23 protein-coding genes are annotated in these 23,052 nt (G+C 71.4%); 11 read left to right on the top strand and 12 right to left on the bottom strand.

Features of this window, described 5'->3' with window-relative positions; translation table 11 throughout:
• Window positions 1–97: 97 nt before the first annotated feature.
• Together ACIQE0_RS21615 and ACIQE0_RS21610 are read right to left on the bottom strand one after the other, a co-directional pair.
• Entirely contained in the window at window positions 98–706 is a 609-nt protein-coding gene (locus ACIQE0_RS21615) for an N-acetylmuramoyl-L-alanine amidase (RefSeq protein WP_402334755.1), read from the bottom strand.
• Between the two features lie 344 nt (window positions 707–1,050).
• Window positions 1,051–1,998, bottom strand: a complete 948-nt coding sequence (locus ACIQE0_RS21610) for a LysR family transcriptional regulator (protein WP_402334562.1) — start codon at window positions 1,996–1,998, stop codon at window positions 1,051–1,053.
• A gap of 407 nt (window positions 1,999–2,405) precedes the next feature.
• Between ACIQE0_RS21610 and ACIQE0_RS21605 the strand changes: the two genes are divergently transcribed.
• Complete coding sequence (locus ACIQE0_RS21605; protein ID WP_366330464.1) at window positions 2,406–2,615, top strand: hypothetical protein; 210 nt, start codon at window positions 2,406–2,408, stop codon at window positions 2,613–2,615.
• A 131-nt stretch (window positions 2,616–2,746) separates the two neighbouring features.
• Window positions 2,747–3,343 (top strand): dihydrofolate reductase family protein, encoded by a 597-nt coding sequence (locus ACIQE0_RS21600; protein ID WP_366330463.1) that lies wholly within the window; start codon window positions 2,747–2,749, stop codon window positions 3,341–3,343.
• Between the two features lie 193 nt (window positions 3,344–3,536).
• Here ACIQE0_RS21600 and ACIQE0_RS21595 read toward each other — a convergent pair whose 3' ends face one another.
• On the bottom strand, window positions 3,537–4,739 hold the full coding sequence (locus ACIQE0_RS21595) for a sensor histidine kinase (RefSeq protein ID WP_402334752.1): 1,203 nt from the start codon (window positions 4,737–4,739) through the stop codon (window positions 3,537–3,539).
• Window positions 4,740–5,163: 424 nt separating this feature from the next.
• On the opposite strand from ACIQE0_RS21595, the gene ACIQE0_RS21590 reads away from it, so the two are divergent.
• On the top strand, window positions 5,164–6,066 hold the full coding sequence (locus tag ACIQE0_RS21590) for a hypothetical protein (RefSeq protein ID WP_402334558.1): 903 nt from the start codon (window positions 5,164–5,166) through the stop codon (window positions 6,064–6,066).
• A gap of 234 nt (window positions 6,067–6,300) precedes the next feature.
• Window positions 6,301–7,659, top strand: coding sequence for an alkaline phosphatase (locus ACIQE0_RS21585; protein WP_402334555.1), 1,359 nt, complete (start codon window positions 6,301–6,303; stop codon window positions 7,657–7,659).
• Between the two features lie 88 nt (window positions 7,660–7,747).
• Here ACIQE0_RS21585 and ACIQE0_RS21580 read toward each other — a convergent pair whose 3' ends face one another.
• The 3 genes from ACIQE0_RS21580 to ACIQE0_RS21570 form a co-directional block, all read right to left on the bottom strand.
• Window positions 7,748–8,605, bottom strand: coding sequence for a DUF2127 domain-containing protein (locus ACIQE0_RS21580; protein ID WP_402334553.1), 858 nt, complete (start codon window positions 8,603–8,605; stop codon window positions 7,748–7,750).
• A 248-nt stretch (window positions 8,606–8,853) separates the two neighbouring features.
• A complete protein-coding gene (locus ACIQE0_RS21575) occupies window positions 8,854–9,687 on the bottom strand; it encodes an alpha/beta fold hydrolase (protein WP_402334749.1) in 834 nt (277 codons plus the stop codon).
• A 223-nt stretch (window positions 9,688–9,910) separates the two neighbouring features.
• The gene (locus ACIQE0_RS21570) at window positions 9,911–10,609 is read right to left on the bottom strand and encodes a hypothetical protein (RefSeq protein ID WP_366330458.1); all 699 of its coding nucleotides are present in this window, start codon (window positions 10,607–10,609) and stop codon (window positions 9,911–9,913) included.
• Window positions 10,610–10,705: 96 nt separating this feature from the next.
• Between ACIQE0_RS21570 and ACIQE0_RS21565 the strand changes: the two genes are divergently transcribed.
• Entirely contained in the window at window positions 10,706–11,239 is a 534-nt protein-coding gene (locus ACIQE0_RS21565) for a DUF2268 domain-containing putative Zn-dependent protease (RefSeq protein ID WP_402334549.1), read from the top strand.
• A 138-nt stretch (window positions 11,240–11,377) separates the two neighbouring features.
• Here ACIQE0_RS21565 and ACIQE0_RS21560 read toward each other — a convergent pair whose 3' ends face one another.
• The 4 genes from ACIQE0_RS21560 to ACIQE0_RS21545 form a co-directional block, all read right to left on the bottom strand.
• Window positions 11,378–11,788, bottom strand: a complete 411-nt coding sequence (locus ACIQE0_RS21560; protein ID WP_402334547.1) for a hypothetical protein — start codon at window positions 11,786–11,788, stop codon at window positions 11,378–11,380.
• Window positions 11,789–12,056: 268 nt separating this feature from the next.
• The gene (locus ACIQE0_RS21555) at window positions 12,057–14,279 is read right to left on the bottom strand and encodes a HelD family protein (RefSeq protein WP_402334746.1); all 2,223 of its coding nucleotides are present in this window, start codon (window positions 14,277–14,279) and stop codon (window positions 12,057–12,059) included.
• A gap of 285 nt (window positions 14,280–14,564) precedes the next feature.
• Complete coding sequence (locus tag ACIQE0_RS21550) at window positions 14,565–16,574, bottom strand: GTP-binding protein (RefSeq protein WP_402334544.1); 2,010 nt, start codon at window positions 16,572–16,574, stop codon at window positions 14,565–14,567.
• 224 nt (window positions 16,575–16,798) lie between these two features.
• Window positions 16,799–17,071, bottom strand: coding sequence for a GlsB/YeaQ/YmgE family stress response membrane protein (locus tag ACIQE0_RS21545; protein WP_366330455.1), 273 nt, complete (start codon window positions 17,069–17,071; stop codon window positions 16,799–16,801).
• A gap of 233 nt (window positions 17,072–17,304) precedes the next feature.
• Here ACIQE0_RS21545 and ACIQE0_RS21540 point away from each other — a divergent pair, with 233 nt between their 5' ends.
• The 3 genes from ACIQE0_RS21540 (at window position 17,305) to ACIQE0_RS21530 (ending at window position 19,225) form a co-directional block, all read left to right on the top strand.
• Window positions 17,305–17,739: a MarR family transcriptional regulator gene (locus ACIQE0_RS21540; protein WP_366330454.1), complete on the top strand. Its 435-nt coding sequence runs from the start codon at window positions 17,305–17,307 to the stop codon at window positions 17,737–17,739.
• A 253-nt stretch (window positions 17,740–17,992) separates the two neighbouring features.
• Complete coding sequence (locus tag ACIQE0_RS21535) at window positions 17,993–18,709, top strand: VC0807 family protein (RefSeq protein ID WP_402334540.1); 717 nt, start codon at window positions 17,993–17,995, stop codon at window positions 18,707–18,709.
• A 225-nt stretch (window positions 18,710–18,934) separates the two neighbouring features.
• Window positions 18,935–19,225 (top strand): hypothetical protein, encoded by a 291-nt coding sequence (locus ACIQE0_RS21530; RefSeq protein ID WP_402334537.1) that lies wholly within the window; start codon window positions 18,935–18,937, stop codon window positions 19,223–19,225.
• A gap of 64 nt (window positions 19,226–19,289) precedes the next feature.
• Here ACIQE0_RS21530 and ACIQE0_RS21525 read toward each other — a convergent pair whose 3' ends face one another.
• The gene (locus ACIQE0_RS21525; RefSeq protein WP_402334534.1) at window positions 19,290–19,709 is read right to left on the bottom strand and encodes a glyoxalase; all 420 of its coding nucleotides are present in this window, start codon (window positions 19,707–19,709) and stop codon (window positions 19,290–19,292) included.
• A gap of 432 nt (window positions 19,710–20,141) precedes the next feature.
• Here ACIQE0_RS21525 and ACIQE0_RS21520 point away from each other — a divergent pair, with 432 nt between their 5' ends.
• The 3 genes from ACIQE0_RS21520 to ACIQE0_RS21510 all read left to right on the top strand — a co-directional run bounded on the left by ACIQE0_RS21520 (window position 20,142) and on the right by ACIQE0_RS21510 (window position 22,154).
• Complete coding sequence (locus tag ACIQE0_RS21520; protein WP_366330450.1) at window positions 20,142–20,702, top strand: GNAT family protein; 561 nt, start codon at window positions 20,142–20,144, stop codon at window positions 20,700–20,702.
• A 234-nt stretch (window positions 20,703–20,936) separates the two neighbouring features.
• Window positions 20,937–21,380 (top strand): hypothetical protein, encoded by a 444-nt coding sequence (locus tag ACIQE0_RS21515; protein WP_402334531.1) that lies wholly within the window; start codon window positions 20,937–20,939, stop codon window positions 21,378–21,380.
• Window positions 21,381–21,653: 273 nt separating this feature from the next.
• On the top strand, window positions 21,654–22,154 hold the full coding sequence (locus ACIQE0_RS21510) for a hypothetical protein (RefSeq protein ID WP_366330448.1): 501 nt from the start codon (window positions 21,654–21,656) through the stop codon (window positions 22,152–22,154).
• A 129-nt stretch (window positions 22,155–22,283) separates the two neighbouring features.
• On the opposite strand, the gene ACIQE0_RS21505 is transcribed toward ACIQE0_RS21510, so the two are convergent.
• Entirely contained in the window at window positions 22,284–23,039 is a 756-nt protein-coding gene (locus tag ACIQE0_RS21505) for a dienelactone hydrolase family protein (RefSeq protein ID WP_402334527.1), read from the bottom strand.
• Window positions 23,040–23,052 lie beyond the last annotated feature (13 nt).

The raw sequence follows: 23,052 nt of genomic DNA, 5'->3' as shown, positions 1-23,052 counted from the left end.
TCACGCGTGCGGTCCTCGCCGCGGAGATGCCCCAGGCATGACGGGGGACGGGGGGATCGGGTGCCTGGGGCGGGTGGGTGCGGATGGGGGAGCGGGATCAGAAGGCGGCGGTCACCAGCCGCATATAGCGGGGCCAGTCCCACAGTGGGCCGGGATCGATGTGGTCGCTGCCGGGCACCTCGTTGTGGCCGATGATGTGGCGGCGGTCGACGGGGATGCCGTAGCGGTGGCAGATGGCTGCGGTCAGGGCGGCCGAGCGTTCGTACAGCGCGTCGGTGAACCACCGGTGTTCGTCGATGCGGCCCTCGTGTTCCACTCCGATGCTGCGCCAGTTGTACCTGGTGTTTCCGGCGTGCCAGGCCACGTCCCGTTCCCGTACGCACTGGGCGAGGTGACCGTCCTGGGACCGCAGTGCGTAGTGGGCGGAGGCGCGGTAGCCGGGGCGTCCGAAGAGCATCAGGGTGTCGGGGAACGTCTCCTGGGTGACGTGCACGATCACCATGCGTACCGGGTGGCTGGTCGGCCGGTTGGCGGGGGTGAAGTTGGTGATGTTGGCGGGGACCCACTGGGCTGGGGGGTATCCGGGAACCCCGGGGGTGGTGCTCGGGCTCGGGGCGTTGGAGTTCGCGCAGGCCGTGGTGGCCGCGAGTGCCGCGATCCCCGTCACGAGGTGCCGCCGGCCGAGCCGCTGCCCGTCGCCGTTCATCGCCATCGTGTGATGCTCCCTCCGGCCGTAACGCCCTCATGCACGGGGAACGAGTGGCAATCCATCCGGAAAACTACCTCCGGCCTGTGCGGTGTCCCCGTTCCGACACGGCCCGGCCGGCTCGGACGGGCCGGTGGTGAGAGGCCGGAGGGTGTCTGGGGTGGGAGTGGGGCGGGCCCGTCGGCTTGGTGTGAGGTGCTGCGGGCCCGATCCATCTCCTCCTGGGAGAAGGTGACGTCAACAGAGCCCGTCTGCGGCGGAGTTCGACAGTCGGCCGCGCCTCTGCCAGTCCCGGTACCTCTCGTTACCTGCCCCCCCAGGATGTGTACGGCGGTCCCGTGTTTCTAGGGGAGGGGAGGACTGGCCGGGCGGTGGGCGGAGATGCCGGCGAGGGAGGCGATGTGGGCGGGGACGGGGCGGGCGTGCTCGGTGAGCACGTCGATGAAGGCCGCGGTGAGGGCGTCGGGTCGGCTGCGGGTGTACGCGGCGAGTGGGCGTCGGACCGGGGGGTCGGGCAGGAGGACCCGGGCGACGAGGTGTGCGGGGATCATGTTCGCGGGGAGCAGCGTCGGGCCGACCCCGACCAGGGCGAGTTGGAGTGCGGAGGCCGTCTGCTGGGTCCGTGCCGCGATGCGCGGACGGAATCCGGCGCTCTCACAAGCGTGGTCGAAGATCTTCGACAGGCCGTTCGGTTCGGTGAAATGGACCCATTCACGTCCGGCGAGTTCGGAAAGGTGGAGTCGGGATCCGGACCGCCGGGTCAGTGGGTCTTCCGCCGAGAGAACGACAACGAACTCTTCTGCTTCCAGGGGGAAAAGGGAGCCCGGCCAGTCAATGGGCGGTGGGCCGATCGCGACATCGGCCTGACCGGCGCCCAGGGCGAGTTGGAGTTCGTTGTCATGCAGTTTTTCGGTGAGTGAGATGCGTACGTCGGGGTGCTCGCGCCGCCAGGCTCCCAGCACGGTGGGCAGTACGCCGAGGCTGATCGAATGCAGTGTGGCCAGGCGCAGCTCGCCACCGCATGCGTTGACCACGCACAGGGCCGCCGCGTGCGCCTTGTCGACCTCGACCAGGGCGGCGCGGGCGTGCGGGAGGATCGCCCGGCCCAGCGGCGTCGGGATGATCGGGCGTCCGCCGCGCTCGATCAGCGGCCCGCCGCAGGAGCGTTCCAGGATCTGCAACTGGCGCGACAGGGCGGGTTGTGAGACGTGCAGTTGCTCGGCGGCCCGGGTGAAGGAACCCGTCTCCACGATGGTCACCAGGTATTGCAGCTGTCTCAGGGTCATGGCCATGTCGGGAGATTATAAGACCGATGATCAAGTGGCCCTGTCGGAAGTGCACTTGCCTCGGTGGAGGTCGGCCGGCGTCGCGATCGCCTTTCGGGCGAGGGTGGATGTGGATTTCCTCGCCGGTCGCTGCTGGTTGTCGCGGGTCATCACCGATCCTCGCCGTTTTTCACCGGATTTCACTGGTTTTTCAGATGCCGTCATAAAGCGTTGATGGGCGATGCGAGTTGTGCCGCGACTGATTGGCGGTCGGCGTATGCGCATTCCTCTTTCGCGCCGGCGCGGCGTTTTCGACGAGAGGGTGGCCGCGGCGTACGGGTGTTGACAGGGTCCGTATGGTGGGAGCGCAGAACGCACCCCGGTCCGTAGGTTGGCCGGGCGTTCCTCACGGGGGGGAGAAAGGTGCGTGCCCGATGAGTGTCGGGCTGCTGTCTGCTGCGGGTGTCGCCCTGTATGCGGTGACTGTTTCCGTTCTCGCCTTCACCTCGGCCTTCGCGCGGCGCGACGGGCTCCGGCGCGAGGCCCGGGCCACGCTGGCCGTCCTCGTCCTCGCCCGTGAGGCGCAGGCACCACCGCTGTGGGGTGGTGAGGGCGATGCGCAGGCGGGTGGGGCGCAGAAATAGCGATCCTGTGTGCCAGATCACGTACGTGGGGCGAGAGGGAGCGATGATGCTGCTGTGGCACGGCAGTCTCCACTGCCGTAACCCCCACAGCTGTGGTGTGCGGACCTGAGCAGGCAAGAGGAGACAGACCCATGCGCATCGTGATCAGTGAGTTCATGAGCCTGGACGGCGTGGTGCAGGCGCCGGGCGGACCGGAGGAGGACCGCGACGGCGGCTTCGCCCACGGCGGTTGGTCGCACCGGTTCTTCGATCCGGAGGTGGTGGGCGGGGCCTTCGCCGGTGCGTTGGAATCGGCCGAGGCGCTGCTCTTTGGACGCCGTACTTGGCAGACGATGGCGGCGGCGTGGCCCGAGCGGGCCGGCGACCCGTTCGCCGACCGGATGAACGCCATGCCCAAGTACGTGGTGTCCAAGAAGCTGGGCGACGACGAGCTGACGTGGGACAACACCCGGTTGATTCCGGGCGGCGAGGCGGTGGCCCGGATCCGTGAGCTCCGCGGGACCGAGGGCGGCGACCTGCTGGTGATGGGGAGCCCTACGCTCGTTCGGACCCTGCTGAGCGAGGGCCTGGTCGACGAGCTGCGACTGATCGTCATGCCGGTGCTGCTCGGCGGCGGCAAGAGGATCTTCCCGGAGGACGGTGCGCTGCACGCGCTGGAGCTGGTGTCCACGGTCGCCAGCGGGACGGGCGCCCAGGTGTGTACCTATCGGCCGGTCGTCGAGGGTTAGGGCGCATCTGGCGGATCTCCGCGGCGTCCATGGAGATCCGTCAGAAGCGCCCCAGGCGCGCTCCCGCGCCTGCGCGGCAGACCGGCCGGCAGTGCCGTTCCACCGGGCGCTGCCGGCCAGTCTGTCGCAGGCAGGGGTAGCGGGAGCCGTCAACGCGTCGCAGGCATCTCCCAGGCCGTCGCCCCCGGGGCGGTCATGCGGTGCGCGGCAGTACGACGCGCATGTCGAGTCCGCCGCCCTCGCGGGGTACGGCGGTGATGGTGCCGTCGTGGGCGCGCACCACGGACCGGACGATGGACAGGCCCAGGCCGACGCCCTTGTCACTGCCGGTCCGCTCCGTACGCAGCCGCCGGAACGGCTCGAAGAGGTTCTCCACCTCGTACGCCGGCACCACCGGCCCCGTATTGGAGACCACCAGCACCGCACACCCCGGCTGCGGCTCCGTCGCCACCTCGACCCAACCGCCCTCGGGCACGTTGTACCGCACCGCGTTCTGCACCAGATTCAACGCGATCCGCTCCAACAACACCCCGTTGCCCTGGACGAACACCTGCTGCCGCACACCCCGCAGCTGAACCCCCTTGGCCTGCGCCTCCTCACGCGTCTGATCCACCGCCTGAGAAGCCACCTCCGCCAAGTCCACCGGCCGCTTGTCCACGATCTTGTTCTCACTGCGCGCCAGCAGCAGCAACCCCTCCACCAACTGCTCACTGCGCTCATTGGTCGCCAACAACGTCCGCCCCAACTGCTGCACCTCCGGCGACGCCGCCGGATCCGCCAGCTGCACCTCCAACAACGTCCGATTGATCGCCAACGGCGTCCGCAACTCGTGCGACGCATTCGACACAAACCGCCGCTGCGACTCAAACGCCCGGTCCAACCGGTCCAACATCTCGTCGAAGGTGTCCGCCAACTCCTTCAACTCGTCATCCGGACCACCCAACTCGATCCGCCGATGCAGATCCGACCCCGCCACCCGCTGCGCGGTCCGCGTGATCCGCCCCAACGGCGACAACACCCGCCCCGCCATCGCATAACCGAACGCGAACGCCACGATCGCCAACCCCAGCAACGCCAGCAACGAGCGGTTGAAGAACTGGCCGAGGGCCAGGGCGCGTTGGTCCCGTACGCAGTTGCTGATGGCCGTGTTGATCTCGCCGATCGTGCCGGAGGTCGGCAGGACGGGGCAGTTGACGTTGCTGATCTTGAGATTGGTGCCGAAGACCCGGAAGTCGGGGGTGGCTTGTTTGAGGGTGTCGGCCGCCAGTACGCAGATGATGGCCAGCAGGATCACGCCGGCCATCAGGAACATCCCGCCGTACAGCAGCGTGAGCCGCATCCGGATGGTGGGGCGCGGTCCCGTTCGTCGTCCGGAGCGGTGTCGCGGATCGGCCAGTGGGTCGCGGGCGGTGGGCGGGGGACCGGGTGCGAGTGTCGCGGGTGCCGGAGGAGGGGGCGCCACGGCGGTCAGCCTCGATGCCCGGACATGGCGGGCACGGCGGCTGACACGGGGATGGCGAGTGGGCGCACTGCTGGTCCTTTGCTTCTTCTGCTTCTTCTGACTCTTCCTCAGATTCCTGAGGTGAAGAAAGTTGTCGAGACGGACCCATAGTGCTCAAAGGGGTGGTAAATCGGCAGTAAGTATGGGTGGGGTCAAGGCGATCGGGGGTGCGGGTGGGGCGGATCGGGGTGTTGTGAAATGGCGTGTGAGGGGGGCGTGCTGTGCCCGGCCGGTTTCAGGCCCTCCTTTCGATAGATGTCCGACCAATGCATTACGGTGCGGAGCGTATATGTCATAGAGGGGCAATCAGGGGTGGGGTATGCGGAAAGGGATCGCGCTGCGCGCCGGTGTCTCGCTCGCGGCGGTGGCCGTGGCGGCGCTGGGGGTGACGGGCTGTCAGAAGGGGCCGGACAAGGCCGAGGACGGCCGCGCCGCCAAGGCGTCCAGTCCGGTGCAGGCGCTCACGGCGGCCTACGAGAAGACCGCCGCGGCGAAGTCCGCCAAGGTCACGATGAGCATGTCGGTGCCGGCGGGGCTGCCGAACGGCGGCGAGACGAAGATATCCGGCGTCATGGGCTGGGACCCGATGGTGATGGACGTGACCATGAGCGAGGGGCCGCTTGCCGGCGGGGCGGGCGGCGGCGAGGGGTCGCACATGGTGTGGTTGCACGACACCGTGTATGTGGACATGGGCAAGCGTTCCCAACTGCTCGGCGGCAAGCGCTGGGGCGCGTTCGATCTGCGGGCCGCCGCCGCGCAGTCCGGCGACAAGGCACTTGTGCAGCAGGTCGCGGCCAGTCTGGACGATATGAACCAGGACCCGGCCCGGCAGTTGGCGATGCTGCTCGGCGCGCGGGACGTCAAGAGCCTGGGGGCCGGTACGGTCGACGGCGAGCACGCCGAGCACTACCGGGGCTCGCTCCCCGTGGAGGAGGGGCTCGCGTCGCTCAAGTCCGTCACCCGCCTCACCGCGGAGGACCGCGCCAAGCTCGTCGCCAACGCCAAGAAGGCGGGCATCACGAGCTACGACTATGACGCCTGGGTCAACGACCAGAACTACCCGGTCAAAATGGACGTCGCCATCAAGACATCGCGGGGCACGGTCAAGACCACCTCGCACTATTCCGACTACGGAGCCAAGGCGGCCGTGCAGGCCCCGCCGGCCAGCGACACCGTCGACTTGATGAAGGCCCTCCAGGACCTCATGGGGCAGGGCGGCTGACCGGCGGCGGGGCGCGTCCGGGCGGGGCCGGTTCAAGGGGCGGCTCGCGGTTGCCGGTCGGCGGTCCGGGGCCCGGCGGCCCGGGGATCCGCCGGCATCCGTCCCGCGCCGTGACGTTACGCCCCGGATGCGGCGCCGGCGTCGTCGCGTCATCTCCGATTCACCAACGGCTGATGGGCTGAGCCTCGTTGGGCCGACTGCCCGCGTTCCTCGCCGCCTTCAAGGAGACGTTCGATGCACAGACCCTCCCGCCGTCACCTCGCCGCCGCCACCGCCCTGGTCGCCGCCACCGCCGCCGGCGTGGCCGTGACCACCGTGGCCGGTGCCACCGACACCAAGCAGCAGGCACAGCACGCCATCAAGGGTGGCAAGGCGAAGAACGTCATCCTGCTCATCGGTGACGGCATGGGGGACTCCGAGATCACCCTTGCCCGCGACTACGTGGTGGGCGCCAACGGCCGCCTGAACATGGACAAGTTCCCGCTCACCGGCGCCTACACGACGTACGCGGTGCACGCCGACGGCACCCCGGACTACGTGACCGACTCCGCCGCCAGCGGCTCCGGTTGGGCCACCGGCCACAAGACCGTCAACGGCCGCATCTCCAAGACCCCGGACACCGACCGGGCCGTGCCCACCATCCTCGAACTGGCGCAGAAGAACGGGTACGCCACCGGCAGCGTCACCACCGCCGAGCTCACCGACGCCACCCCCGCGGTGCTCGCCTCGCACGCCACCGACCGCTCCTGCCAGGGCCCCGGCGACATGGCCAAGTGCCCCAGCGACACCCTCGCCAAGGGCGGCCCGGGCTCGATCGCCGAGCAGTCCGTCAACCACAAGGTCGATGTGCTCCTCGGCGGTGGCAAGCAGCGCTTCGACCAGAAGGTCACCGAGGGCCCGTACAAGGGGCTGACCGTCACCGAGCAGGCGCGCAAGTTGGGTTACCAGGTCGTCACGGACGACGCCGGGCTGAAGGGCGCCAAGGCGGGCAAGCCGGTGCTGGGCCTGTTCTCGAAGGGCAATGTGCCGACCGAGTGGACGGGCAAGCCGGCGGCGGTGGGCGGCACCGACCCGCAGCGCTGCACGACCACCAACTCCGCCCGCACGGCGGGCACTCCGAGCCTGGCGGACTCGGCGGCCAAGGCCATCGACCTCCTGGAGACCAAGCAGCAGAACGCCAAGAAGGGCTTCTTCCTGCAGATCGAGGGTGCGTCGATCGACAAGCAGGACCACGCGGCCGACCCCTGCGGCCAGATAGGCGAGACGGCCGCCTTCGACCGTGCGGTGAAGGTGGCCCGCGACTACGCGGCCAAGCACCCCGACACCCTCGTGGTGACCACCGCCGACCACGGCCACACCAGCCAGATCGTGCCCCTGGAGGCCGCCCCGCCCGGTCTGTCGTCCACCCTCGTCACCAACGAGGGGCAGAAGCTGAAGGTCAACTACTCGACCAACACCCCGGGGGAGTCGCAGGAGCACACCGGCACCGAGGTGCGGATCGCCGCGCAGGGCCCGCAGGCGTACCGGGTCCTCGGCGTCACCAACCAGACCGATCTGTTCACCACCATCCGCGAGGCGCTGGCCCTGCGGTAGGGGCGGCCGGCAGGCGTACGCAGGGGGAGGCCGGTGCCCGGCCTCCCCCTGTCGTCGTACTCCAACTACCCTGCCCTGCCGCCACCGTTCAGCTCTTCGCCGGACCGGGCGGGACCCGCTCCAGTGCCTCCCAGCTCAGGTCCCGCTCGCGCTCGGCGGCCTCCGCGCGACCGCCGCCGCGGATCCCGAAGAGCCGCTTGGCGAAGAGCAGGTAGAACACCACCGCGAGGTTGATGATCAGGGTGAGGACCTTGGTGACGGTCACCCGGGAGGTGATTTCGTAGACCTCCGGGACCAGCAGGACGGTGGTGGCGACGAAGGTCAGATACTCCGCCCACCGCTTGGCGAACCACAGCCCGATCGCCTCCACCCCCTCCAGGAGCGCGTAGGCCGCGATCACCACTCCGATCACCCACAGCGTCGAGGACCGCACCGCGAACGCCTTGGCCACCTCGCCCAGCAGCCCGCGCTCGGAGACGCCGCCGGTCCCGCCCACGCCGTTCTGCAACAGGTCCATGAAGCGGTAGAACGGTGCCTGGAGGCTCGCCCGCTTGTCCGCGAAGATCAGGATTCCGGCGGCCAGTGCCCCGAGCACCACGAAGTGCAGGAGCCGGTCGAGCGCGATCAGCCGCAGGACGTAGCGGTCGCGCAGGGGCTTGCCGCGCAGCGGGAGGGCGATCTCGTGGCGGTCGGGCGGGTGCCTGCGGTCGGGCTGCCGCGGGGGCGCCACCGGCAGCCAGGCATCGCACCGCAGACAGCGGTGCCAGCGCAGTCCGTCCCGGTCCTCGCGGACCAACAGGCCGTCGGCGGGCCGCACCTGTTCCGCGTCCACGCCTTCCAGGTGGTGACCGTGCAGCGCACAGCCGAGCAGCTCGTAGCGCAGCCGCCGGTCGTCACCGCCGGTCCCGGGCACCGGGGCCGGCGCGTCGCGGTCCTCCTCCGCCATGGGTCCCTCCGGCGTTCGTTCCTCCGGTCGCGGGTGGGCGCCTGGTACGGGAGTGTCTGCCGCGGGTACCGGGTGGCGCGCCCGGGACCAGTCTGGGTCACCGCGGGCGGCGATCCCGGCAATGCCGCGGTGGCGGCGCGTACGGGCGGGCGGGGCGGCCGGCCTCCGTGGCCCGGGTGCCGGGCCGGGACGGCCGGCATGCGCTCCGCCCCGGCACCGGTCGATCTGCCCTCGTGCGTCGTCCGCGGTTACCGCGTCGCGGGGTGTGCCTGGAGCGTCGCGAGGAAGGCCCGGACCGCGGCGGCGAAGGCATCCGGAGCGGTGGTGGGGAGCAGGTGGTCGCCCTCCACCGTGGCCACCGCGGTGCCGGGGCGCCGTTCGGCCATGGCGCTGACCTGTGCGGGCGGGATGACCCCCGCGGTGCCGTGCACCAGCAGGGCCGGACAGGTGCCGGCGGCCCAGTCGTCCCAGTGGTCGCCGTGCGCCAACTCCTCGGACCGGTACATGTCCTGGGGGTGGAAGGGCAGCCGCCAGCCGCCGTCGGGGTTCTGCCGCAACCGGTCGGCGAAGTAGGGCGCGGCCGGCCCCAGGCCGGCGACGAGCGCCTCCCGGGTGGCTGCCTGGAAGGGCAGGTCGAGCAGGAACGCCAGGGGATGCGGACCGGCCAGGCCGAGCTCGGCGGGCCCCTCGGCGTTGACCAGTGCTGCGACCCGCTCGGGGTGGCGGGCCGCGAACTGGTAGGCGTTGATGGCGCCCAGGGAGTGGCCGAGCAGCACCGCCCGGTCCAGGCCCAGATGGTCCAGGAGGGCGTGCAGGTCGGCCAGGTAGCCCTCGCGGGTGTAGTCGTCGGTGCGGTCGGACGCGCCCTGGCCGCGCTGGTCCGGGGCGATCACCCGCCAGTCGGGGCGCAGTGCCTGGGCGAGGTGGGCGAAGGTGGCGCCCTCCGACAGATGGCCGTGCAGGGTGACCAGCGGCCGACCGTTTCCCCCGAAGTCGACGTAGGACAACTTCCGTCCGTCGATGGACAGTTCGGACCGTACGGCCTGTTGGCGTGCGACCGCATCGGACGTGGCAGCGCCCATGGCGCCGGGCGTGGCGTCAGGTATGGCGTCGGACAGGACCTCGGACAGGACCTCGGACATCGCAATCCCCCTCTTCGATCGCCCGGCCGCGGCCGCCGCAGATGGGTCGCGCCGAGCGTGCGGACAAGGGGACAATACATTTGTCTAAGACGCTTGTGTAGATGGCGGTGCAGCGTTCCAACACCCCCACCTCTCAATGGAGTTGCGGAAGTCCTGCGTCGAGTCAGGCGTGCAGCGCCAGGCGGTATTCGACGGCCCGTCGCGTCGTCGGGGCGAAGCCGGTCGAGACGAGGGCCTCCTCGTAGGCGCTGTCCTCGGGCGCGACGTAGGTCTCCACCACCCGGACCCCGGGGTGCTCGGTGCTCACCCGACGGACGGCCATCGACACGAGCGCCGCCAATGCCTCGGTGGCCCCTTCCTCCTCCCGGTCGTGCATCAGCACCGCCCGGTCGCCGCCCACCTCCACATCGCACCAGGCGCCACCGATCGCCACCCGGAACGGGGCTCCCTCCGCGGTCGGCCGCTCGGCCACCCGGGCCTCGGAAGCGACGGACAGCGTCGTCGGCAGATCCCTCCGCCACCAGCGGTGCACTTCTTCCCCCGCCACGGCCCCCAGCTCCTCCAGGGCGGCGGCGGTGGCCAGCGGCATCTCTCCGCCCTCCTCGATCCAGCGCAGCGTCCGCCCTCCGGCCTCCCGCGCGACCGGCGCCGCCGCCCGCATCAACGGCGCCCGGACGTCCACGGAACCGTCCACCACTCCCACGAACCGGAGGTCGGGGTCCTCCGCCCCCAGGTCGAGCACCGCGACCGAGCCGATGACCGAACCCGCCTCTCGCGCCACGACCACGGCGCGGGTGCGCTCGTCGGGCCAGTACGCGGCGACCGCCCCGCGATCCCGGTGTACCTCGATGGAGACCGACATAGGGCAATTGTCCCATGTTGTTGCCGCACTGCCCGGTGCCCGCCTCGCCGACGCGACGTGAAGTTGCCGCAACGTGAGCTCCTACGGTCGTGCGTCATGAAGATTGTTGTTCACGACACGACGTCCACCATGCTCGATCTCCTGCGGCGGCCACTGGAAGAGCGTCCCGATGCCCTGCGCGCCATACTGAGCCCGCTCCGAGGCGCGATGTCCGTCATGGGTGAGGTGGACCTGGTGCAGATGCATCAGCAGGGCTGCGGTTTCCGACTCGACCGCAAGGACCCGCGGTACCTGCCCGCCGTGCGTCAGCTGCGGGAGCTGGCCGGCGAGCAGGCCATGGGCCCGTGGTCGAAGGCGCTGACGGGGGCCGAACTGGACCGTGCCTACGGGAAGATCACCGCCGGCATCGATGTGGCCGGGATGCAGAACCTGCCTGCGTGCGTCTACGGAGCCGCCACCGCAGAGCGCATGGGGCAACCGCCTGTGGGGTTGCCGGGCTGCGCCGGATACGCGGTCGGGTTGCGGATCGTCGATGCCCGCCTTGCAGTCTCCGGCCTGACCGCCGCCCGGAGCACCGCCCTGCCGGTGCGTGACATCCTCGCCAACGCGGGCGTGCCGACCGGGGTGTGACCGCTCCGGCGGGCGTGCCTGGTCGACCTCCCGCCCCTCGACGTCTGAGTGCGGATCTTCGGCCGCGGTGCCTGGGGCTTGTCTGTTGCCTTGGGTGGCGTTCCGGGTGTGCGGTGCTGTCATCCGCCTGGGCTCGGGTCAGTGCACCTTGACCGTGACGGTGCGGGAAACGGAGCGGGTGCGGGGGTGCTTGTCGTGGGCGGAGCGGCCCTCGAAGAGCACCGCGCGCAGCTGGAGGCGGCCGCGGTACGCGGCGCGCACGGCGGTGTTGACGGTGCCCCCGGCGTGGCGTACGGGCTTGGAGCACTTCACGGTGTTCCAGGCGCCGGCCCCCCAACGCCGTTGCACACAGACCTTGTTGAACGAACGGTTGTCGTCGCTCGCCGTGCCGGTGGCGTGGACGAGCCCGCCCCGGCCGACCGAGCGCGGCCCGGCGGAGAAGGCGAGGGACGACTTGGCCGAGGCCGGTGTGGTGGCGATGCCCAGTGACGTCACGGCGAGGGCGCCGATCAGCGCGGACTGAAGGGTGCGGCGGTGGTGGTGGTTCATCGGGTTCCTCCGTGGCCTGCCCGGTGGGATGGGGGTGTTCGGCGGGGCGGGGCGGCTGCTGGGTCGCGCGGCTACCCGGATGATCACACCACCCGGCGTCTCCTTGACTCTGCCATGGACAGTTTTGGGTTTTTCTTGGGGGAGTGGGTCAACTGCGTAAAGTTGGTCCGCGTTTCCATCATTGTCGCCGCCGCGCGGGGCCGGCTCGCTGTCCACCCGTACGGCGAGGCGGCCCGCACGCCGCTCCTCAACTCACCTGCCCGGCAGGTCAGTTCGCCAGCGCGGTCAGCCCCGCGGGCAACGCGTCCGCATGGAGCACGCCGAGCCGCTGGGTGGCCCGGGTGAGCGCGACGTAGAGGTCGCTCGTCCCGAACTCCGCCGGTTCGACGACCAGTACGGTGTCGAACTCCAGCCCCTTGGCCTGGCGCGGGTCGAGCAGCACCACCGGACTGGTCAGGTCGGGGACGGGGCCGGCGGAGGCCGTCGGCAGGGCGGCCGCCAGTTCGGCGCGGCGCTCGCGCGGGGCGATCACGGCGAGCCGGCCCTGCCCGTCGCGCCGCGTCTCGCGGGCCACCGCCTCCGCGACCGCCCGCGGCAGGTCGTCGGTGCGCAGCGCCCACGGTGGGACGCCGGTGGAGCGGATCGACGTCGGTGGCGCGAAGGACGGGTCGGCGGCCCGGGGGACCTCCGCCGCGGCTGCCATGATCTCGGTCGGCGTGCGGTAGTTGACGCCGAGCCGGACGTGTTCCCAGCGGTCCTCGACGTACGGCGCGAGGATCGCGTCCCAGGAGCCGACCCCGCCCGGCTCCGAGGTCTGGGCGGGGTCGCCGACCAGGGTCATCGAACGGGTCGGGCAGCGGCGCATGAGCAGCCGCCACAGCATCGGGGAGAGCTCCTGCGCCTCGTCGACGATGAGGTGGCCGAAGGCCCAGGTGCGGTCGGCCGCGGCGCGTTCGGCGGCGCTGCGGTGGTCGGCCTCCTCCTGGCGTTCGGCGAGCCGGTCCGCGTCGATCAGGTCGTGCGCGGCCAGTACCTCCGAGTCCTCGTCCTCCTTGTCCTCGAACTCCTGGGTCCGCGAACCGTACGAGAGGTCCAGCACGCCCTGGGCGTAGGCGATGCGTTCCTGGCGCTCGGCCTCGGCGGCGGCGCGTGCGGCGGAGTCGTCCTCGCCGAGGAGTTCGGCGGCCTCGTCCAGCAGCGGGACGTCCGCCGGGGTCCAGTCACCGCCGGTGCGGCGGATCGCCTCGGCGTCCGCGTCCGGGAGGTGGACCGGCTCGGCGAGGAAGTCGGCCACCAGCTGCCGCGGGGTGAGGGCCGGCCACAACTCCTCGATGGCGCCGTGGACTTCGCGGCTGGTGGCGATGGCCTTGCCGAGTTGGGCGAGGTCGTCGGGGCCGAGGAGGTTCGGGCCGCCGTAGGGGTCGGCGCCGATCCGCTCAGTGAGCTGTGCGGTGAGCGCGTCGATGACGTGGAACGCGAAGTGCGGGCGGGCGAGGTTGTGCGGCAGCCGGGTGGCCCGGGCGCGTCGGCGGGCCGCCTCCGCGATCTCCGCGTCCAGGTGCAGTGCGCCGTCCTCGTGGTCGATGACGAGGGTGGGGTCGGGGAGGGTCTGCCGGTCGGCGACGAACCGTGCGAGGGCGTCGGCCATCGCGGTGCTGCCCTTGATCTCGGCGGCGCGGGGCGTGTCGACGCCGGTCGCGGTGACGCCGGGGAACAGTTCGCCGGGCGTCGCCAGCAGCACGCCCGTCTCGCCGAGGGACGGCAGCACCTGCCCGATGTAGCCGAGGAACGCCGGGTTGGGGCCGACGATCAGCACTGCACGGCGGGCCAGTTGCTCGCGGTGCGCGTACAGCAGGTACGCGGCGCGGTGCAGTGCCACGACGGTCTTGCCGGTGCCCGGGCCGCCCTCGACGACGAGGACGCCGTGGTGCGGGGCGCGGATGATGCGGTCCTGGTCGGCCTGGATGGTCTGCACGATGTCGTGCATCCGGCCGGTGCGCACCGCGTCCAGGGACGCCAGCAGGATGGCGTCCGCGTCCGTGCCTTCGTGGCCGGTGCGTTGGGAGTCGGCGAGGTCCAGGATCTCGTCGTGCAGTGCGGTCACCCGGCGGCCCTCGGTGGTGAGGTGGCGGCGGCGGCGCAGTCCCATCGGGGTGTGTCCGGTGGCGAGGTAGAAGGGGCGGGCGACATCGGCCCGCCAGTCGATGACCAGCGGAGTGCGGTCGGCGTCGTCCCGGCGGATGCCGATGCGGCCGATGTGGTGGTCGCGGCCGTCCCGGAACGCCAGCCGGCCGAAGCACAGTCCGTGTTCCCCGGCCTCGAAGCCGGCCAGCAGCTCGGCCTGTTCGGCGACCATCACATCCCGTTCCAGGCGTGCCTGGAACGTGCCCTCGGCCTGCGGCAGGGCCTGTTCCAGGGTTGCCTGTGCCCCGGATCGCAGGGTGTCGAGGCGTTCGTGGAGCAGGTCCACGAATTCCTGCTCCTTACGCAATTCCTCGTTTGACAATTCAGCTCCGCTCGAATATGCTGTGCTCTAGTGAGTTTGAGTTATTCATTTTCTGCGCGATATGCAAACGTTCAATATACGCGAAGAAATGCCTCACCTGTCAATCCTCGAACGCGGGTAACTGCGTCGGGGATTTTTTCTTTTGTCCGGTGGTCTCGTTCGAGGTTCGAGCGGTTTCGCTGAGCGGATTTTTCGTCGTATGGGGCCGGCGGCGGAACGCGCCCCGATGCGGGAGGCGCGTTCCGCCGCCGGGTCGGCGTGGTGGCCGGATCAGCGTGCCGGCGTCCCGTCGGCGGTGCGGGCGCTCGCCGGACTGATCGGGCGGTCGCCGCAGGGCCGGGACCACCACAGGGCCTCACCGCGGGTCAGGCCGGGCAGCCGGAGCTCGACCGAGCGCACCCGGCCGGCCGGGATGACGCCCTTGACAAGCCATGACGTCGCACCGCCCGCGGTCTCCCCGATGTCGGCGCCCAGCGCGGCCAGGCAGGAGGTGACGGCCGGGAGCGCGTCGAGGGGGATGTCCACGTCGAAGGCGTGGCACGGCTCGTAGACGCGGGTCCCGGCGCGTTCCAGGGCGCGGCCGAGCACCACCGGTGTCAGGCCCCGGAAGTCGCTCGCGGTGCTCACCGGGCCGGCGAATCCCGAGCGGGTGAGGGTGACCGTGCAGTCGGTGACCGCCCAGCCGTGCGGACCGGTGCGCAGGGCGGTGTGCACGGTCTCCTCGATGGCGGTGTGGAAGGCGTGCGGGAGCGCGCCCAGTTCGGTCTCGTACCGGAAGGCGACGCCGGCGTTCCGCGGTGCGGGCTCGACGCGCAGTCCGACGGTGGCCCAGAAACCACTGGGGCTGGGGGCACGGCGCCCCATCTCCTCGTGGGCCTCGGCGACCCCCGTGGGCCGTTCCAGGCAGACCGTCCTGCTGGGTTCGAAGACGGCCTCGATCCCGTAGTCGTGGGCCAGGGTCGCCGCGAGGATCTCCTTTTGGACCTCGCCGTAGAGCAGGACGGAGGTGGTGCCGTCGGGCTCGGCGCAGGCGTGGATGAGGGGGTCCCGCTCGGCGAGGCGTTGCAGCGCCGTGTGCAGGCGGGAGGCGGCGCCGGGAGCCGCGTCCCGGGGCCGGACCAGCGTGCGCAGGGACGGGGCGCGGAAGTGCGGTGGGCGGGGGCCGTCGTCCCGGCCGGCGGGGTCGGCCAGCCGGTCGCCGACCCGGACGTCCGCGAGTCCGGTGAACGCTCCGATGTCGCCGGCCGCCAACTCCCGTGCGCTGCCTGGGCCGTTGCTGCCGTTGGCCTGGCGTCCGACGACGTGCAGGGCGGTGATCTGGCCGGTGTAGGCCAGGCGCGTGCCGTCGGGGCCGTGGCGGTGCAGGGTCACGCGCTGGCGCGCGGCCAGCGTCCCGGAGAACAGGCGCAGATAGGCGGTCTTCTTCCCGGACGTCCCGCGCTCGACGGCGAAGACGGTGCCTCGTGGGGGCGCCGCGCCGGCCGGGTCGGCGCCCGCCGGGCCGGCGGCGGCGTCGGTGGGCGCCGGGCGCAGCAGCCCCGTCATCCCGTCGATGAGCGCACCGATGCCTTCCCCCGTGCGGGCCGAACCGCAGTAGACGGGGTGGGCCCGTCCCGTGCGGGTGCCGTCGGCGAGTGCGGTGTGCAGCTCGTCGGCGGAGGGGAACGGGCCGTCCACGACGCGGGCGAGCAGTGCGTCGTCGGTCTCGGCGAGCGTTTCGGCGACCCGGGTGCGGAATTCCGGGTCGGTGCCGAGCGCCTGCGGCAGGGCGCGGGCGAGCGGCGTGCCGAGATCCCGCACCGCCGTCATGGGGACGATGTGCGGGGCGAGCTTCCGTCGGATGTCGTCGAGGAGGTCGTCCCCGCGGGCGCCGCGACGGTCGATCTTGTTGACGAACAGCACGACCGGCAGCCGCATTTCGCGCAGCGTCCGCATCAGGACGTGGGTGTGCGCCTGTACTCCCTCGACGGCGGAGAGCACCAGGACGGCGCCGTCCAGGACGCCGAGGACGCGCTCCACCTCGGCCACGAAGTCGGCGTGCCCGGGGGTGTCGATGAGGTTGACCTGCGTGCTGCCGACGGTGAAGGAGACGACGGCGGAGCGCACGGTGATACCGCGTTGCCGCTCGATGGCTCCGGTGTCGGTCTGGGTGTCGCCGGCGTCGACGCTGCCGAGCCGGTCGATGGCGCCGGTGTCGAACAGCAGACGCTCGGTCAGGCTGGTCTTACCTGCGTCGACGTGCGCCAGAATGCCGATGTTCAGGGTGTGCGTGATCTGCATGGGTGCCGAAGTCCTCGAAAGTCACCGTCCGGAAGGGGAACTGGGAGTTTTCGAAGAATCGGCGCATGGTGTGCTCCTGCTCTGCTGATGATCGATCGGGGTCAGAGTGGCGGCTTCGGGGCGGTGCGGGCAACTGGTTTTTCTTCGGCGTGCGAAGGGGCCGGAAGACGGGTCTTCCGGCCCCTTCACGCGTGGCGTCGGTGTGCCCGCTCGCGGGCGCCCGGTCAGTGCTCGCGGTGTCGTAGCCCCAGGAAGAGGCGGTACAGGAGGAGGACGATGATGGAGCCGACGATGGCGGCGATCCATGTCGACAGGTGGAAGAAGCCCTTGATCGAGTGCACTCCGAAGATCACCTTGCCGAGCCATCCGCCCAACAGTCCGCCGCAGATGCCGATCAGCATCGTGACCAGACAACCACCGGGGTCCTTGCCGGGCATCAGTGCCTTGGCGATGGCACCGGCCAGAAGGCCGATCAGGGCCCACGCGATGATTCCCATGTCCGTACCCTCTCCTCAAGACCGGTCGATGGGTAAAGACTGGCGCCCGCCGCCGGTTCTCTCACGCGGGCTTACTGCAATCGCGCGACGGACGGGGTGCCCGGCGGCCTCCGCGGCGCCCCGCCAGGCAGCCGGTGATGACCCCGTCCCTCCGCTCACCTGCTGGAACGCGGGCCATCGGCGACGGTCGCCATCGGTTGATCGGCCGAGTTGGTCAACCTAGGCTTATGACCATGACTCACAGCTCGGACGTCGACGATCTGGCCGGCGCGCTCTACGGCGGCCTCAGCCTGCTGGCCCGTCGGCTGCGCCAGCTCCCGCCCGGCGAGCTGTCGCTGCCCGAGCGTGCCGCGCTGTCGCGGCTGGACCGCGCAGGTCCGGCCACGGCGGCCGAGCTGGCGCGGGCCGAGCAGATCACCTCCCAGGCGATGGGGACCACGCTGGGTGCGCTGGAGGGGCGCGGCCTCGTCGAGCGGCGGCGCGATCCGCACGACGGCCGGCGGATCATCATGTCGCTGACCGAGGCCGGCGTCGAGGTGCTGCGGCACAAGCGGGACGCCCGTTCCCGGCAGCTGGCGGAGGCGCTGCGGGAGGGGTTCACGGACGCGGAGCTGGAGACCCTGAAGGCGGCGGCGCCGCTCATCGAGCGCCTGGGCGACAGTTTCTGAGGCGCGCGGCGGGCCCGGTTCCGCAGACCGGTTCCGGTGTTCGGGAACGGCGTTCGCGCATCGGGTCGGGGAAGGCGGCGTGTAGGCGGGCCTTCCGGGCGGCTCTCCACCCGCCGGTGGAGCGGCCGGGTGGAGAAACGGCCCGGGGGGTCCGGCCCGGGGGCCGATGCCTCTCCACCCACCCGGCTCCTAGCGTCGTGAGCAGGTCGCCGTAGTGCCGGAACGGCCGGTGCCGGGGCCGTGGGAGGCCGTCGTGGAAACCGTCCGGGAGCCTGGTGCGCACCGGTTGCGTGCGGTGTGCGTACCGCTGGCCGTCAACCTTCTCCTGCCGCTGGCCCTGTACTACGTGCTGCGGGCGCGGGATGTCGCGCAGTGGCAGGCCCTGTTGCTGAGCGGTGTGGTGCCCGCGGTGCACGCACTGGGCACGGCGTTGGTGCGGCGGCGCATCGAGGTCTTCGACCTGCTCGTGGTCGTGTTGCTGGCGGTCTCCGCCGGCATGTCGGCGATCAGCGGCAGTCCGCGGGTGCTGCTGCTCAAGGACGCGGGCATTCCGGCCGCCCTCGGGCTGTGGATCCTGGGCACGCTGCCGGCGGCCCGGCCCTTCGCGTTCCACTTCGGGGACCGGCTGCGGGGGCCGGACGGGGCGGCAGCCGCGGACCGTGCCTGGCGTGAACTGCCGGAGTTCCGGGGCGCGTTGCGGCACTTGACGGTCCTGTGGGGCGGGGCCCAGATGCTCGACGCCGCGCTGAGCGCGCTGGCGGCCTGCACCCTGCCCGTCGATGTGGTGCCGGTGATCGGAAGGATCCAGTCCCTGGCCATCCTCGGCGCGGTGGTGGTGCTGACCGTGCGTCGCAGTCGTGCGTTCCGCGGCCGTCACGGCATCCCGCTGTTCGGGCCGCAGACACCGGACGCGTCGCGGGACGCCGCCGGCGCGCCGCCGCGCACCGCGGACGATGCCGTGCGGGCCTGACCCCCGGTGGGGGACGGACGGCTGTCAGCAGCACGGCGCCGCACAGGAGTTGGGGCGGGCGGCGTCACGGCGTGGCCGATGTGTCGTTGGACCGAGCGACAACCTGCCCTCCCTCATCTGGAGCGAAGCATGAACTCCGTCGCACCTGACATCTCCGTCGGACACGGTCGTGGACGTGGACGTGGGCCTGGCCGCGGGGGTCGACGCGGTCGTGCGGCCCTGGCCGTGGTGCTGGCCGTCGGCGCCCTCCTGGGATCGTCGGCGGCCGCCCACGCGGCCGATCTCGGCATGATCCTCTACACCACCCCGGCCGGGAAGCGGGCCACCTTGAACCAGCCCGAGCCCGGCCGTTGCTACACCCTCAGCGGGGCCGGTCTGACCTCCAACCTCTCCCTGGTCGGCAAGACCGCCCACTTCTACCCCAAGGCGCGCTGCGCCGGCGCGCCGGTCGCCGACCTCGGCCCGGGCAAGCGGCAGAACGTGCGCTTTTCCTCCCTGCGCGTCGACGCCGACTGAGCCGCGGGCGCGGCGGGGCGGGGCGGGGGATCGCCGGCAGGGGCGCGCCCCTGCCGGCGGCCGCTCAACCGTCCCGCGGTTCGAGGAACTCCAGCCGATTGCCGATCTTGTCGAAGGCGTGGAAGCGGTGGTACCCGGGGAAGTCCCCGTCCCACGTCACCTCATGGCCGTGCCGTTCCAGCCGGTCGGCGAGGTCGCGCAGGGACCGGACGAGGATGCCGGGGTGTGCCTTGCGGGCGGGGCGGAAGTCCTGCTCCACGCCGAGGTGGACCTCCAGTCCGCCGCCGCGGAACCAGCACCCCCCGCGGGCCGCGAGAGCCGGTGGCTTGGGCAGTTCGGTCATGCCGAGGACGCCGCCCCAGAACTCGCGGCACGCCTCCTCCGCGCCTGGCGGGATCGCCAACTGGACGTGGTGCAGGCCGGCGAAGGAGTAGTCCGCGTGGGCCTGTCCGGTGGCGGGCGCCGATCCCTCGTCCTCAACCATGTGCGCTCTCCTTGCTCTTCTCGTCCGCGCCGGGGCGGCGCTGCCGCCCGGCCGCCCGTCCTCGTGTCCGTCGGACTGATGCCGTTCCTCTCTCTACCCTCTCTTCGTCTGTTCTCGCCACCTTTTCAACTTGCTTTCAACTTGCCGCGTTGCCCGGTTCGTTGCAGGTCGGCGGCAGGTGAGTCCGCCGGGTCTGCCGTGCGGTGTGCCGGGCCTCGTCGCGGGATGCCGGCGCGGACGACCAGGTCAGGGCCGTGGGAGGGCCTGGCCCGGTGTCATGAGAAGATCCCGACGCGATCGGCTCTGCGTGCCGCGGACGGCACGGCCGGAGTCGACCGCGGCACGTAAGGGCGCAGGGAACAGGAACGGGACCGGGAACGAGCCCTGGACAGGGATCGGGACCGCGGCCCGGTGGCGGAGGGGGACTGGGACGTGTTCGCGATATCCCTGGGGGCGGACGGCGCGGAGCTGCGGCCGCTGGAACCGTGGCAGGCCGAGGAGTTCCTGGCGCACATCGACCGCGGACGGGAGTTCATCGGCCGGCACAACGGGCTGCCGGACGTGATCACCGACCTGGCGTCGAGCCGCGCCTACCTCACGACGTACGCCGAGAAGGCCGCCGCCGACACCGGCCGGATCTTCGGGATTCGGAGCGACGGCGAACTGGTCGGCGCGATCCTGTTGCGGACCATGAACGTCGAGCAGGGCATCGCCGAGGCGGGCTGCTGGTTGGAGCCGTCGGCGGCCGGCAAGGGCCTGGTCACCCGGGCCGTGCGCGTGGTCATCGACTGGGCTGTCGAGGAACGCGGCATCCACCGCGTCGAGTGGTGGGTCTCCTCGGCGAACGCGCCCAGCATCGCGGTGGCCCGCCGGCTCGGCATGACGAAGGAGGGCGTGCTGCGGGACAACTACCGCTACCGCGGGGAGCGGCACGACATGGAGATCTGGTCGGTGCTCGCGCCCGAGTGGCGGGCCGCGCGAAAGACGCCCTGACGCCGCCGGATCCGCCCCTCAAGTACGGGTACGTTCCGTGTTCTTCAGGCCACTCTGCGGAAGGTTGGCCGGTCCTGCTCGCCCGGGTGGCGGTATCGGGCGCGGCGGTCGTAGCCTGCTCCGCAGGGAGGCAGCGACAGCCCCGCGGGGATGTGTTCGGCCTGTAGGGAAGACCGCACCCTGCGTCGCAGCCGGTTGCCGGTGTCCACCACGCGAGGCGGCTGAGGAGCGGATATGCGATTTCACAGGGCTACGGCAGCACTCATGGTCTGTGCGGGGGCGGCACTGGTCGCGGCCACCATGCCGGCCACCGCGTCCGCCACCAAGGCACCGCCCACCCGCGACCACGTCGCGGTCATCGACTGCACCGGGAACGCCAAGGTGCGCCCCGGCAACTTCATGCTCGCCTGCGCGGACGGCAACAACGCCCTGAAGTCGTTGCACTGGTCGCAGTGGCGCGCCGGTTCCGCGGTGGGCAAGGGCACGGACGTGGTCAACGACTGCGAGCCCTACTGCGCGGCAGGCCACTTCCACGGCTATCCGGTCACCGTGCGTCTCGATCGCCCGCAGGCCCGCTCCGGTCACTCCGGGCGGCACTACACCCAGGTGACGTTGACGTACACCGGCCACCGGCCGGCCGGCACCCCGCGCGTGGTCACCACGCGACTGTGGGGCTGACGGACCGTCTGAAACCTTTGCAGCACTGGTGGTTGCTGTACTCTGCACGGCGCCGCAAGCCCTCGGATGCGGAGGTCGGCCACCGTACGGGTGGCCGGGGATGCGGCCCGGGCCGGTGGTTGCCGCCTGCGGCCTCAACGCCCCGGCCACAGGCCCGAACAGGGGCTCGGATAGCCTGACCGCTGCCGTGGCGGGGGCGACGGCCCCGCCCGTGGGGGCCGGGCCGGTGGGCGCCCGCAGGCAGCCCGCAGACCACCGACCGCAGAGGAAGACATGCGCACGAAGCACCGACTGGTACGCGCCGGATTGATGGCGTGCCTGATGGCCGGACTGAGCGCATGCGGCGGGGGACAGGCAGTGGGCTCCGGCAGCGCCGGACCGGGCATGGCGCCGCAGCGGGACACCGTCTCGGGGCTGCGGTCCGGCGTCCGCCATCTCACCAGGCAGACCACCCTGGCCAGCCGTCCGCACTGGGTCACCACCTGCACGCCCGGCACCCGGCGGGTCAAGCACACCCAGCGCAGCGGCCGGTCCAAGAAGACCTGGTACACCACCGAGCACTACCGGGACTGCCACCGGACCGCGCGCGGCAGGGAGACCTACCGCCGGGTGGTCCGGCCGGAACGCTGGTGCGTGCTCCTGGACGACGTCAACGGCGATCGGCGCAAGGACGGTGTCTGGTTCACCGTCACCTCCGACACCTACCACCAGGCGCTCGACGCGGGCGACCACGCCCGTCTGCGGTTCACCCCGACCGAGACCGGCTGCCGGTAGCCGGGAGGGCGGCGGTCGGGGGCCGGTGGCTGGGAGCCGGTGGCCGGGAGTCGGGCGACTCGCCTGGCCACCGACGCCGCCGGAGCCGGTGGTGCCGCGCTCGACCGCGCGGCACCAACCAGCTTCGCCTCAGAGCGTCCGCCCGAGGAGGTCCAGCAGCGCCTGCCAATGCCGCTCGGCCGCCGCGGCGTTGTACGCGGCGGTGTCGGTCTGGGTGTACCCGTGCTGGGCACCCTCGTACAGTTCGCTCCGGAATCGGGCCCCGACCTCGTCCAACGTCCGCTCCAGGACCGCGATCTGCTCCGCGGTCATCGACTGGTCCTGGTCGGCGTGGCCGAAGTACAGCTCCGCCGTGACGCGGTCGAGGAGCCGGTGCGGGCTGTCCTCGGCGTCGGTGACGAGCCGGCCGGTGTGGAAGGCGGCCGCCGCGGCGATCCGGTCCGGGTAGGCGGCGGCGGTGCGGATCGCCAGGGCGCCGCCCATGCAGTAGCCGGCGGTGCCCACCGGGCCGTCCGCGACCAGGGGCGAGGCGGCCAGCCAGTCGAGATAGGCGCCGGCGTCCCGCACCGCCATGTCGGGCGTGAAGGACTGCATGATCGGCATGAGCGTGGCGAAGATCTCGGGCCGCTCGGCCGGGTTGATGTGCTCGGGCAGCTCCACCAGGGGGGTGCGGCCGGAGCGGTAGAAGACGTTGGGCACCAGCACCGTGTAGCCGTGCCCGGCCAGTCGCCTGGCCATCGCCTCCAGCGCGGGGCGCAGTCCGAAGGCGTCCATGTAGAGCAGGACTCCGGGGTGCGGGGCGCCGTCGTCGGGGTGGGCGAGGTAGGCGTCGGCGGTCCCGTCCGATGTGGGGAGGTCGAATGATTCACCGTGCACGTTGGTCATCTCCGCACCTTTC

Source organism: Streptomyces sp. NPDC093097 (assembly GCF_044754325.1).
Taxonomy (GTDB): Bacteria; Actinomycetota; Actinomycetes; order Streptomycetales; family Streptomycetaceae; genus Streptomyces.
This window is presented reverse-complemented; position numbering and strand designations above follow the sequence as displayed.